This is a genomic window from Microbacterium sp. 1154, assembly GCF_031455375.1.
Lineage (GTDB): Bacteria > Actinomycetota > Actinomycetes > Actinomycetales > Microbacteriaceae > Microbacterium.
Genome location: NZ_JAVDSN010000001.1, coordinates 1,392,923 through 1,406,174, shown reverse-complemented (window position 1 = coordinate 1,406,174; position 13,252 = coordinate 1,392,923). Strand labels below are relative to the sequence as shown.

Sequence of the window (13,252 nt, the reverse complement as noted above, 5' to 3'; positions counted from 1 at the left end):
CCCAAACCGCACAGGACGCCCGCGAAGCCCGCCGTCAGCCGTCGATCACCGCGACCAGCTCGTCGAGGAACGCGGGGAAGCTCACCGCCCGGCGCACGATGCGCTGCACGCTGTCACGCTCGCTGAAGACCTCGACGAACTGCTCGAACACGGTCTGGAACGCCTCGCGATCGGTCTCGCTGAAGGCCACGAGCGCCACCACCTGCACGCGGCCCTCGCCCCAGGCGATCGAAGGGTCGGCGATGCCGATCGCAATGCGGGTCTGGGTCGCGGTCATGCCCATCGCGTGCGGCACGGCGAGCGCGTCGGTGAACGCCGTGGACGAGATCGCCTCGCGCTCCACCGCCCGGGCGACGTAGGCGTCGTCGATCACGCTCTGCTCCACGAGCATCCCGCCGAGGCGGCGAATGACGCCGGCCTCGCCGTCGGCGGCATCCAGGCCCCGAACGAAAGCCTCGGGCGCGAAGTACCGTTCGAGCTCGGCCCGCAGACGTGCGAGCCGACGGCCGCGACGGATCCGCCCCGCCGCGGCCTGGACGCGTTCGACATCGGCGCCCGTGAGGAACGGCTGGATGCGGACGAACCGGTCGCCCGGCCGCGGCGGGTCGATCGTCGTGAGGACGAGGTCGGTCTCGATCGAGTCCCAGGCCGGGTCGATGCGCGTCTCGACGCCGACGACCTCGATGGCCTGACCGAGCGAGCGGTCGACGCTCGAGCGCAGCAGTTCGTGCAGCTCGTAGTACCCGGGGCACACGATCGTCGCCGTCAGCAGCTGGTCGGCCCGGCGGCTGCGCTCGAGGCGCCCGCCGACGTGCATGGCGATGTAGGCAATCTCGTCGTCGAGGATCGGGATGCCGAGGCCGTCCTGCAGCCCCTTGGCGATGTACACCGCGACCTCGAAGATCATCGGGTACGTCGATTTGAGCGACCGTGTCAGCGGGTTGCGCGACCACGCCTGCTCGCGCGCGCGGTGCAGCAGGTTCTGCACGTGCAGCGCCAGACGGAGGATGAAGTCGTCGTGCGCGATGTCGACGAGGAACTCGGATGCCGCGTTCTCGACGACCCGCCGCACCGCAGCCTCGACCGACGGGTCGAGGCGGGAGCGCACGTCGTCGCCGCCCGGGGACCCCGGGGCGACGATGCGCGTCAGCACGAGCGTCGCGAGGTGCCGCAGGTCGCCCGAGCCGAGCTGGACGCCGATGTGCTTGAGGGTGAGCCGGTCGAGCACGTCGACCACCGCGGCCGCCGCGTCGGAGGAGTCGCCGCCCGGCGAGCCGAGGGCGCGGTCGCGGGTCGTGCGGTCGGCGGCGATGGCGATGTGCATCACGACGTCGCCGATGCCGATCTCGTTGACGTAGTAGCCGAGCGCCCCGAGCTCGGCGACGAGCTCGGCCTTGAACGGACCGAAGGCGCGCGCCCCGACCGACTGCTCGCCGAGCGTGCGGCGCAGGGCGTCGAGGTCGAAGAGCCCGGCGTCCATCTCGTCGTGGGCGAGCTTGGACAGCAGGCGGCGCTGGGCGACCTCGGTTCCGCGCAGGCGAGCGGTGGATGCCGAACGCTCGAGGGTGAGCTCGGTTCCGCCGAGCAGACCCCGGACGCGGGACAGATCGGCCTCGAGGGTCGCCGCACTGACGTGCAGGGCGTCGGCGGTGTCGAAGACGTCGATCCCCTCGGCGGAGTCCAGCAACCGGCGCACGAGAGTGTGCAGGCGGTCGCGGGGGGTGCCGGCATCCGTTCCGGTGAGGGCGCGCAGGGCCGCGGCCGCCTCGGTCCCGGCGCGGTAGCCGAGCGGACCCGACTCGATCGCCGCGCCCGCGGCGACGCGCGCGTTGATCGCCGTGACGTAGGAGCGGATGCTGCGCGGGGTCACCCCGAGGGCGTCGGCGAGCGAGGCCGCGGTCGACCATTCCCCGTCCCGCAGCAACAGGGCCAGCAGGCGGTCTTGGCGAGCTTTCGTCGTCACGATCCGTCCTCCGCGCCGCACCGGTGAGCGGCGATTCGTCCATCCTTTCACGCCCTCCCGCACCGGGCGCAGGCGCGTGCACGCCCGGGGCGCAATGGTCACGGCACTCGCGTTCCGGGGGGTGGGAAACGAACCTGGTTGTCGGCTGTGAGCGAGGTGCGCACAATCGAGAGGAAGAAAGGCCGGTCGATGAGGATCCTCGTGGTGTGTGGAGCGGGTGCGTCGAGCACGTTCGTCGCGCAACGCGTTCGTCGTGCTGCGCACGAGAAGGGTCTGGATTACTCCGCTTCGGCGGGAACCTCGCGGTCGCTCCCGATCGACCTGGACGCGGCGGACATCGTGCTGGTGGGTCCCCACCTGGCCCCCGAGGTCGAGCGCATCCGCGTCGAGGCCGCACCCCGCGGTGTGAGCGTGGTGCTGCTGCCCGACGACGTCTTTGCCGACCGCAGCGGCACCCGGACCCTCGCCCTGGTCGAGGACGCCCTGCGTTCCCGCCAGCCCACGGACACGATCTGACCCCGACGGAGAGGACACCATGCCCCACTTGACCCGCACCGTCCGCATCGGATCGTCGCACGGCCTGCACGCGCGCCCCGCCAAGCTCTTCGCGCAGGCGGCGAAAGACTCCGGCATCCCCGTGACCCTCGCGAAGGATGCCGGCAAGCCCGTCAACGCCGCGAGCATCCTCGGGATCATCGCGCTCGGGCTGGAGCAGGGCGACTACGTGACCCTCACCGCCGACGGCGACAACGCCGAAACGACGCTGGAGCGCCTCGCGGAGCTCCTCACCACCGACCACGACGTCGAGTAAAGGAAACACAGCACCATGACGGAACTCCGTGGAGTCGGAATCGGACTGGGCGTCGCCCAGGGACCCATCGCGCGCATGGCAGAGCCCCTGCCCGCCCCCAAGGACGCCAAGAGCGATCTGAGCGTCGAGGACGAGACCGCCCGCGTGCGAGAGGCCATCGGCACCGTCGCCCGCGAGCTCGAAGCCCGCGGCGCCCAGGCCGGAGGCGCGGCGCGCGACGTACTCGAGGCGCAGGCGATGATCGCCGAGGACCCCACGCTCGAGGCCGAGGTCGACAGCCGCCTGGCCGCCGGCAAGACCGGCGAGTTCGCCGTGCACGACGCCTTCGCCTCCTTCCGCGAGCAGCTCGTGGCCCTCGGCGGCTATCTGGGTGAGCGCGCGGCGGACCTCGACGACGTCGCCCAGCGGGTCATCGCGCGCCTGCGGGGCGTCGCGGCTCCCGGCATCCCGGATCCGGGCCACCCCTTCGTTCTCGTCGCCAAGGATCTCGCTCCCGCCGATACCGCTCTGCTCGACCTCGACAAGGTGCTGGCCCTGGTCACGACCGAGGGCGGCCCCACCTCGCACACGGCGATCCTCGCCCGCGAGAAGTCGATCGTCGCCGTCGTGGGTGCGGCCGGCGCGAAGGACCTCGTCGACGGACAGTCCGTCATCGTCGACGCGGCGGCCGGGGTCGTCACCGTCGACCCGAGCGACGACGACCTCGCCCGCGCGCAGAACCGCGCCGACGCCCGCAAGGCTGCGGCATCCGCCCCTCTCACCGACGGCGCCCTTTCCGACGGCACCAAGGTCCCGCTGCTGGCGAACCTCGGAAAGCCCGGCGGCTCCGCCGAAGCCGTCGAGCTCGGCGCGGAGGGCGTGGGCCTGTTCCGCACCGAGTTCCTCTTCCTCAGCTCCAGCTCCGCCCCGACCGTCGAGGAGCAGCGGGCCGCGTACACCGAGCTGCTCAGCGCCTTCCCCGGCAAGAAGGTCGTCGTGCGCATGCTCGACGCCGGCGCCGACAAGCCGCTGCCCTTCCTCAACGACGCGCACGAAGAGAACCCGGCGCTGGGCCTGCGGGGCCTGCGCGCCCTCCGCGCGAGCGAGGACATCCTGCGCGAGCAGCTCACGGCCCTCGCCGAGGCGGATGCCGCGACCCGTAAGACCGCAGCCGGGCCGGCCGACCTGTGGGTCATGGCGCCCATGGTCTCGACCGTCGAGGAGACGCGGTACTTCACCGACCTGGCCAAGGACTACGGGCTGAAGACCACGGGCGTCATGGTCGAGGTCCCCTCCTCGGCGCTGATGGCCGACCGTATCCTGCAGATCGCCGACTTCGTCTCGATCGGCACCAACGACCTGACGCAGTACACGCTCGCCGCCGACCGCCTGCTGGGCTCGGTCGCCTCGTTCCAGGACCCGTGGCACCCCGCCGTGCTCCGCCTCATCCGCGAGGTCGGGGCCGCCGGTCGCACGAACGACAAGCCCGTCGGCATCTGCGGCGAGGCGGCGGCCGACCCGCTGCTCGCCGTCGTGCTGGTCGGTCTCGGTGCCACCACGCTGTCGATGGCCCCCACGGCCCTCGCCGACGTGCGTGCCACCCTGCTCACCCACTCTCTCGACGATGCCCGCCGCATCGCCGAGGCAGCCCTGGCCGCGGATGACGCGGCCTCCGCCCGAGAGGCCGCCCAGGCAGCCTCTTCGAACACCGTCGCGGCGTGAGCCGCACCCCCCAAACGGCTCCGGCCGTGCAGTCAGTCAAGGAGACACAGCAATGACGACGACGTCACCCACCAAGAAGCCGGGAGGGGCGCGGATCGCGGTACAGCGATTCGGCACGTTCCTGTCCGGCATGATCATGCCGAACATCGCGGCATTCATCGCATGGGGCTTCATCACCATGCTCTTCATCCCCGCCGGCTTCTTCGGTGCCAACAGCCCGTTCGGCTGGCACTGGGCGCCGGTCGCCGAGATCCTCGGCGGCGGCGGCGATGCCGCCACGATCGGCTGGCCGGGGGCCGCGACCGCTCTGACCGCGAACGCGGACGGCGGCACGTACCAGGGCTACGTCGGCCTGGTCAGCGTCATGATCACGTACCTGCTGCCGCTGCTGATCGCCAACACCGGTGGACGCATCGTCTACGGTGCCCGCGGTGGCGTGGTCGCCACGATCGCCGTGATGGGTGTCATCGTCGGCACCGACATCCCGATGTTCCTCGGCGCGATGATCATGGGCCCGCTCGCGGCCTGGATCACCAAGCAGATGGACAAGCTGTGGGACGGCAAGATCCGCCCCGGCTTCGAGATGCTCGTGAACAACTTCTCGGCCGGCATCCTCGGCATGATCCTGGCCATCGTCGGCTTCTTCGCCTTCGGCCCGGTCTTCCTCGGCATCAGCGCGGTCCTCGGCGGCATCGTCGCCTTCCTCGTGCAGTTCAACCTGCTCCCGGTGCTCTCGATCATCGTCGAGCCCGCCAAGGTGCTGTTCCTCAACAACGCGATCAACCACGGTGTGTTCACCCCGCTCGGCATCGAGCAGGCCGCGAACTCCGGCAAGTCGATCCTCTTCCTCATCGAGGCCAACCCCGGCCCGGGCCTCGGTCTGCTCCTCGCCTTCACCTTCTTCGGTGTCGGTGCGGCCAAGGCCTCGGCTCCCGGCGCGATCATCATCCAGTTCCTCGGTGGCATCCACGAGATCTACTTCCCGTACGCCCTCGCGAAGCCCATGACGATCCTCGCCCTGATCGCCGGTGGCGCCTCGGGTGTCGCGACGAACATGATCTTCCAGGGTGGCCTGGCCTTCCCGGCCGCTCCCGGCAGCATCATCGCCGTCACCGTCGCCGCCATCGGCGCCGGTCCCGCCAACCTGCTGGTGGTCTACCTGTCGGTCGTCGTGGCCGCGGCCGTCACCTTCCTCGTGGCCGGCATCATCCTGCGCGCTTCGCGCAAGCGCGACCAGGAGGCCGAGGGCGACAGCTTCGCCGCGGCGATCGACCAGACCGCGGCGAACAAGGGCAAGGAGTCGTCGGCCCTGGGCGCACTACGCACCCGTGCCGCCGGTACCACCGGTTCGGGCACCACGGAGTCGGCCGACCGCGATGTCGACGCCTCCCTCGGCGGCCTCGAGGGCGGGGCCGTCGCGACGAAGCAGCTGAACAACATCGTGTTCGCCTGCGACGCGGGCATGGGCTCGTCGGCCATGGGCGCCAGCGTCCTGCGCAACAAGATCAAGAAGGCCGGCATCGACGGCGTCACGGTCACCAACCAGGCGATCGCGAACCTCGACGGCTCGGCCGACCTGGTCATCACGCAGAACCAGCTCACCGACCGCGCGAAGGCGCAGTCGCCCGACTCGATGCACGTCTCGGTCGACAACTTCATGAACTCGCCGCGCTACGACGAGGTCGTGGAGATGGTCCGCGCACAGCACGAGGCCAAGTAATCCCCTAGCACGCCAGGGGCCGGAGCGTCAGCCCGGCCCCTGGCGTCTTCCCGTCCGGCCCGCGGTTTGCGAGGCTGGACAGCACGACGAGAAAGGCGAGAACCATGTCAGACGTCCTCCGCAGCGAATCGGTCCGCATCCACCCCGGCAGCGCCACCCGTGAGGAGGCGATGAAGGAAGCCGCCGACCTGCTCCAGGCCACCGGGGCCGTCACCGCCGACTACTTCGCCGCCATGCAGCAGCGCGAAGAGACCGTGTCGACGTACATGGGCAACGAGCTCGCGATCCCCCACGGCACGAACGAGACGAAGCAGGCCATCCTCACCTCGGGCCTGTCGGTCGTCCGCTACGACGGCGGCGTCGACTGGGGCGGAGAGCCCGTCACCTTCGTGATCGGCATCGCCGGCAAGGGCGACGAGCACCTCGAGATCCTGTCGCAGATCGCCATCCTCTTCTCCGAGGAAGACGACGTCGCCCGCCTGAAGGCCGCCTCCTCCCCCGAGGAGCTCTTCGAGGCCCTCTCGGGTTCCGTCAACGCATGAAGGCCGTCCACTTCGGCGCCGGCAACATCGGCCGCGGCTTCGTCGGTCTGCTCCTGCACGAGGGCGGCTACGAGCTCGTCTTCTCCGACGTCTCCGCGGCGCTGGTCGAGGCCATCAACGCGGCGTCCTCGTACACCGTCCACGAGGTGGGCGAGGGGGGCGTCGACAAAGAGGTGACCGGCTTCCGCGCGATCGACAGTTCGGTGGATGCCGAGGCGCTCGTCGACGAGATCGCGACCGCCGACGTGGTGACCACCGCCGTCGGCCCCACCATCTTGAAGTTCGTGGCCCCGCACATCGTGGCGGGTCTCGCCCTGCGCGACCCCTCGCTCCCCCCGCTGCAGATCATGGCGTGCGAGAACGCGATCGGCGCCACCGATCAGCTGCGCGAGCACGTGATCGAGCTCTCGGGCGAGTCGTGGGACGCCTTGGCATCCCGTGCCGTCTTCGCCAACACCGCGGTCGACCGGATCGTCCCGGCCCAGTCCGGCGGCGGCGTCGACGTCACGGTCGAGCCCTTCTACGAGTGGGCGATCGAGCGTCCGCCCTTCGGCGACACCCCGCCGAACATCCCCGGTGCGCACTTCGTCGACGACCTCGAGCCGTACATCGAGCGCAAGCTGTTCACGGTCAACACCGGCCACGCCACCACGGCGTACTTCGGCGCACAGGCGGGGGTCGAGCGCATCTCCGACGCGTTGGCGAACCCCGAGATCGCGGCGAAGGTCGAGGCGGCCCTCGAGGAGACCAGCGCCCTGCTGGTCGAGAAGCACGAACTCGACGCCGACGTGCAGGGCGAGTACCGCGCGACGATCCTGCGGCGGTTCCGCAACGCCGCTCTCCCCGACACGGTATGGCGGGTGGGTCGACAGCCGCTGCGCAAGCTCTCGCGCCACGAGCGTTTCGTGGGGCCCGCCGCCGAGGCGATCGAGCGGGGGCTGCCCGTCGACGCGTTGGTAGCGGCGATGGCCGCTGCTCTGGAGTTCTCGGATGCCGAGGACGCCCAGGCCGTCGACCTGCAGCGCCTGCTGCGCGAACTCGACGCCGAGGCGTTCACGGCCGAGGTCACCGGCCTCGATGCGGCGCATCCGCTGTTCGCGCGGATCGTCGACGTCGTGGCGGCACGCCAAGGGGCACTGTCCGCCTGAGCCCGGAGTTACCCTCGAGAGGTGACCGACACGAACCCGTCCGACGCCGGCGGAGCGCCCCGAGCGCCCCGCCGGCGTCGTCGTCTGCTGCGAGGGATCCTCGCCGGTGCGGGCGCTCTCGTCGTCGTGCTCCTCGCGGGCATCCTGATCTACACCCAGGTCGGCGTCATGGGCCCCGAAGCCGAGCCGCTCGCCGAAGCCCGCGCGAACCCGGGGCTCACGATCGCCGATGACGGCGCCGGCATCGTGCTGTCCCCCACCGCCGGCGCCACGGGCCAGGGCCTGGTGTTCATCCCGGGCGCCAAGGTCGAGGCCGAGGGCTACATCGCCACCTTCGCCGATACGGTCGCCGAGGAGGGGATCACCGTCGTCATCACCCGCCCGTGGCTCAACCTCGCGTTCTTCGACCCGCGCCCCCTCTCGACCTTCACCGACCTCGCACCCGACGTGACGGCGTGGGCCGTCGGCGGGCACTCCCTCGGCGGAGTCCGCGCGTGCCAGCTCGCCCCTGACGCCGACGCCCTCGTGCTCTTCGCCTCGTACTGCGCGAACGACCTCTCGGCATCCGGGCTCCCCGTCCTCAGTCTCTCGGGATCGGCGGACGGCCTCTCCACCCCGCAGAAGATCGCGGATGCCAAGGGCGAGCTGCCCGCGACCGCGACCTTCGTCGAGATCCCCGGCGCCTCGCACGCCTCGTTCGGGTCGTATGGCCCGCAGTCCGGCGACGGCACACCCACGGCGGACCCCGCCGAGGTGGATCGGATCATCGCTGATCAGCTGACGGGGTTCCTGCCGCGGCGGTGAACGCGCCCGGCACGCATCGCGCCACCGGGAGACGAGAAGCGCCCGAACGTTCGGGAAACCAGTAGTTGCCTCAGTAGTCACCCTCATTGAACGAGTCGCGCGCCGCTTTCTAGCATTGGGGGCAACCGGTTCACTCGCGAGTCGCGAACGGACGAGATCCCGGCCTCCCCCCGCTCCCTCGATCGCCGTCGTCCTGGACGACCGGTATTCGTCGACCCCACGCGGCGCCTCGCGCCGTGCGAGAGGCCCATGTCTGCTGCGCGCTTTCCCCGTGCCCGCCCGCGCCTGCGGCGCTGGTCGACGCGGGCCGCGGCCGTCACGGCGACAGCGGCCCTCATCACGGGCTTGACGGTGGGCGGGAGCGGTGCGGCGGCCGGCGCCGCCCCGGTTCCCACCCCGACGGCGACCGCCACCCCGACACCGGACACCGCGACGCCCGCTCCCGATCCCACCCCGACGACGGATGAGACCGCCCCGGCCACCGGCGAAGAGCACTCGCCCGATCTCGCGCCCGTGCCGACCGAGACCACGGCACCTCTCGGCGACACCCCCTCCCCGGAATCCGAGGAACCCGTCGACCCCGAGCAGACGCCCGTCGCGGGAACGGACGATCGCGCGCCGCCTGCGGCCCAGACCTTCGCCGCACGCTCGAGCATCGGCATCCTCGCCGCGGGCGTGCCCGAGCAACCCACCGCTGTCTGGTCCGAGACCTTCGAGCAGGGCCTGAACACCACCACCCCGTCATCGATCACCGCCTACGCGGGCGGCCGGTACACCGCCTCGACCGGATGGGCCACGGGCACCAACTGCACCGGCGTGCTGGTGAACCGCAACGCGACCTACCCGAACAGCCAGTTCTGCCCCAGCCCCACCCTGGGCCTGACCACCATCTCGGCGCGCGAGGTCCGCCGTCTCGCGGACGTCCTCGGACAGGTCGCGGCCGGCACCGTCGGCGGCTCCACCGCGACCGCACCGGCCAATGCCTCGACCACCGCGACCCAGAACAACCACGCCCTGGTGGCTCTGCCCACCACCGCCGTCCCCGCCGGCGGTACCATCGTCGCTCAGAGCGCGAGCGGCATCGGTGTCTCGGCGACGGGCTCGCGCTACTACACCCTGCGATTCGACGCGGCGGGTGCCCCCTGCGGCGCCAATGCGCCGAGCCTCTCGCTGTCGCTCCTTACCGGAACGACCACGCTCCTCTCCGCCTTCCCCACCGCGGTCAACCCTTGCGCCGCCACCGGCAACGTCTTCTACACGTCGCCCGCGCAACCGGCCACGGGCGGCGGCGGCGGGATCCTCGACCCCGCCGTCAGCACGTCGGTGCGCGCGACCACCTACACCGGCACCGCCGCGGCGCTGCTGACCCCGGCCCAGATCGCCTCGGCCCAGGTGCGCCTGAGCAACGCGACCACGGGCACCGGCAGCGGCTTCGGGGTCGACAACCTCCGCGTGCTCGACGTCACCCCGAGTCTCGACTGGTCGTTCGGCCCGACGAGCGTTCCGGTCGGCACGCCCTCGACCCTGACCTTCACCGTCACCAACACCGCCGACCTGATCGCGAAGAACGACTGGTCCTTCACCAACACGCTCCCCGCCGGGCTGACCGTCGCTCCCACCCCCGCCGTGGGCGGCACGTGCACCCAGGTCACGGGGACGGCGTTCACCGTGAGCGCGCTGGCGGGAGCCTCCAGCATCGGCGTCGCGGGCGGCGACCTCGCGGCGGGTGCGGCCACCTGCACGATCACCGTCGATGTCGTGGCATCCACCGAAGCCACCTACACCAACGCACCCGCGAACGTCGTCACGCCCCTCGTCGCAACCGGATCAGCGACGCTCACGGCCACGCCGGCGTCGCGACTGACCGTGCGCAAGAACCTGCCCGCGCGCCTGGCCTCCACCGACCAGTTCACGCTCTCGGTCCGCAGCGGCAGCACCGTCGTCGCCTCGGCGACGACCACCGGCAACGCCGTCGGACTGCAGACGGCGCAGGTGTCCCGACAGATCGTCGATGCCGGGGCGACCTACACGATCGCCGAGACACCGACGGCGGGCGCGGCGCTCGGATACGCCAGTTCGTACGAATGCGTCCGGGACGCGACCGTCATCGCCACCGGCACCTCACGGTCGGGCCCGATCACCATGCCGCAGGACGACGGAGCCGAGGTCGTCTGCACCTTCACGAACACCGTGCAGCAACCGCGACTGTTCTGCGACAGCGGTCTCTACTACGGCGTGACGACGAACGGCACCCTCATCCAGGCCGACGGAGCGAGCGGCGGCCAAGCCACCGTCGGCACCTGGAGCAACGTCACCGGGGCGAACTCGCTCGGGGTCGCCGCGGGCGGCACCCTCGCCTACGCGCTGAACCGCTCGACCGACGCCGCGAACGTGCTCTCGATCCTCAAGTGGTCGCCGACCGGCGGCTTCGAGTCGCTCGCCAACAGCGCGTACACCGCGACGGATCGCGCCGGCACCGCGATCCCCGGCAGCATCGTCGCCGGGGCGGTCGATCTCGTCACCGGTCGCTATCTCTTCGGCAAGTACAACAACGGCTCGTTCTACCTGTGGAGCTTCACCGAGTCCGCACCCGTCGCGTCGCGCTTCACGTACCTCGGCTCCTTCAGCGCGGGAACCGCACCCAACGGCAACGGCGACATGGCGTTCGACAACCGCGGCAACCTGTACGTCCTCGGCGCCGCGACCGTCAACAACGCCAGTAGCGCCGCGATCTTCACCATCACCGCCGACGCGCTCGCCGGCGCGAGCGGCGGCACCCTCGCCGTCAGCACCTCGGCCACGCGCGCTCTGAACGGATTGGATGCCACACCGGCCTTCGGCAACGTCAACGGCATCGCCTTCTCGCCCCGCGGCACGATCTACCTCTCGAGCAACACCAGCACCTACGAGTTCGACCAGACCTCGTGGACGCGTGTCGCGAACTCGCCCCGCGTCGACTTCGCCTCGACCGACCTCGCCAGCTGCAACAGCCCGGGAACCGTCACCGTGCAGAAGAACGTCGTCGGTCGCGCCGCGACGAACGACCAGTTCCAGCTCGCGCTCGTCGACACCACCGGAACCCTCGGCACGGCGACCACCACCGGGACCACGACGGGTCGACAGACCGCGCAGGTCGGCCCCTTCCCCACGACCATCGGCTCGACGCTGACGGTCTCCGAGTCGATGGGAGCGGGATCGACGTCGGCGATCGGCGCGTACACCGTCCGTCTCGAGTGCTGGACGGATGGCATCCGGATCACGAACGCCTCCGCGACCAGCGCGACGGTGACGATGCCCGACCGCTTCGGCGCCAATGTCGTGTGCACCTTCTTCAACTCCCCCAGCCCCGTCGCCACCGTGACCGTGACCAAACGCGTCCTAGATCCCGCGACGCAGCAGTCCGCCCCCGCAGCCGGCTGGAGCCTCGGCGTCGCGGCGAGCGCCACCAGCGGGACCGCGACGGCCCTTCCCAGCGAGGCTCCCCGACAGACCTCGGATGCCGCGGGCAACGCCGTGTGGACCGTGCTCTACGGCTCGGCGACATCGCGGGCGACCCTCACGATCTCGGAGGTGCAGCAGACGCGCTTCTCGTTCGTCGGCGGCGCGTGCACCGTGAACGGTTCGTCGGTGACGGTGACGTTCACGACCACCGGTGGGCTCGTGAGCGGGACCATCCCCAACGTCGGCCCCTCGGCGGTCGTCGCCTGCACGTTGACCAACCAACCGATCACCTCGCTGACGCTGGTGAAGTCGGTGTCGTTCGGCTCGGCCGCGGCGACCGACTGGACCCTCACCGCCACGGGCCCCGCCGGCGCCCTGGCCGGCCCCACGGGACGCACGGGCACCGCCGCGACCACGAACGTCGCTGTCTCGCCCGCGCGCGCCTACCGGCTGTCCGAGACGGGGACGAACGCGGCGTACGTGCAGAGCGGCGCCTGGCAGTGCGTCGACGCGACGGGGGCCGAGGTCGCGGTGAGCGCCTCGAGCGACGTCACTCTGCGGACGGGGGCGGCCGTCACCTGCACCGTCACCAATGCCACCGCCACCCTGACGCTGCTGAAAGACGTGGTCACCCCCAGCGCCGGGTTCGTCCCCGCCACCTGGACCGTGACGGCCACCCCCGCGGCCCTGACCGGCGCGACCCTGCCGACCCAGAGCCGGGTCGGCGCCGCGTACGACGCGGTCGCGGGCAACGCCGCCAGCACCTTCGAGGTGCGGCCCGGGCACGGGTACGCACTGTCGGAGGCGCCGACCCTGGCGGGCACACGCCTGGCATACCAGACCCTCCGGCTCGAGCGTCTCGACGGCACCACCTGGACCACGGTGACCAACCGCACGATCACCGCCCCCGCCGCGGGCCAGAACGTCGTGTACCGCTTCGTCAACGCACCCGTCGCCGGGCCCCGCCTGCCCCTGACCGGCGGCTTCGGCGCCGACGCCTTCCTCCTCTCGGGAGGCCTCCTGCTCGCCCTCACCCTCGGGGGCGCCGTGATCCATCGCCGACGCAAGGGAGGGAGCCCCCTGACATGACCTCCCCCGTCGCGCGATGCCGCCGACCGCACC

At 71.2% G+C, this 13,252-nt stretch carries 9 protein-coding genes; 8 read left to right on the top strand and 1 reads right to left on the bottom strand.

Features of this window, described 5'->3' with window-relative positions; all coding sequences use genetic code 11:
- Positions 1-34: 34 nt before the first annotated feature.
- A complete protein-coding gene (locus J2X55_RS06470) occupies positions 35-1,963 on the bottom strand; it encodes a transcription antiterminator (RefSeq protein ID WP_181906335.1) in 1,929 nt (642 codons plus the stop codon).
- 189 nt (positions 1,964-2,152) lie between these two features.
- Between J2X55_RS06470 and J2X55_RS06465 the strand changes: the two genes are divergently transcribed.
- The 8 genes from J2X55_RS06465 (at position 2,153) to J2X55_RS06430 (ending at position 13,219) form a co-directional block, all read left to right on the top strand.
- Complete coding sequence (locus tag J2X55_RS06465) at positions 2,153-2,479, top strand: PTS sugar transporter subunit IIB (RefSeq protein WP_115915695.1); 327 nt, start codon at positions 2,153-2,155, stop codon at positions 2,477-2,479.
- A gap of 19 nt (positions 2,480-2,498) precedes the next feature.
- Positions 2,499-2,774, top strand: coding sequence for an HPr family phosphocarrier protein (locus J2X55_RS06460; RefSeq protein ID WP_115915696.1), 276 nt, complete (start codon positions 2,499-2,501; stop codon positions 2,772-2,774).
- 15 nt (positions 2,775-2,789) lie between these two features.
- Complete coding sequence (ptsP, locus tag J2X55_RS06455) at positions 2,790-4,475, top strand: phosphoenolpyruvate--protein phosphotransferase (RefSeq protein ID WP_309822474.1); 1,686 nt, start codon at positions 2,790-2,792, stop codon at positions 4,473-4,475.
- Positions 4,476-4,527: 52 nt separating this feature from the next.
- The gene (locus J2X55_RS06450) at positions 4,528-6,195 is read left to right on the top strand and encodes a PTS mannitol transporter subunit IICB (protein WP_115915698.1); all 1,668 of its coding nucleotides are present in this window, start codon (positions 4,528-4,530) and stop codon (positions 6,193-6,195) included.
- Between the two features lie 104 nt (positions 6,196-6,299).
- Positions 6,300-6,737 carry a PTS sugar transporter subunit IIA gene (locus tag J2X55_RS06445; protein ID WP_115915699.1) on the top strand — a complete coding sequence of 146 codons (438 nt, stop codon included), beginning with the start codon at positions 6,300-6,302 and terminating at the stop codon, positions 6,735-6,737.
- The gene (locus J2X55_RS06440) at positions 6,734-7,885 is read left to right on the top strand and encodes a mannitol-1-phosphate 5-dehydrogenase (RefSeq protein ID WP_309822471.1); all 1,152 of its coding nucleotides are present in this window, start codon (positions 6,734-6,736) and stop codon (positions 7,883-7,885) included. The genes J2X55_RS06445 and J2X55_RS06440 overlap by 4 nt, the downstream gene beginning before the upstream one ends.
- Positions 7,886-7,906: 21 nt before the next feature.
- A complete protein-coding gene (locus J2X55_RS06435; protein ID WP_309822469.1) occupies positions 7,907-8,689 on the top strand; it encodes an alpha/beta hydrolase in 783 nt (260 codons plus the stop codon).
- A gap of 249 nt (positions 8,690-8,938) precedes the next feature.
- Positions 8,939-13,219 (top strand): hypothetical protein, encoded by a 4,281-nt coding sequence (locus J2X55_RS06430; RefSeq protein ID WP_309822467.1) that lies wholly within the window; start codon positions 8,939-8,941, stop codon positions 13,217-13,219.
- Positions 13,220-13,252: the final 33 nt, after the last annotated feature.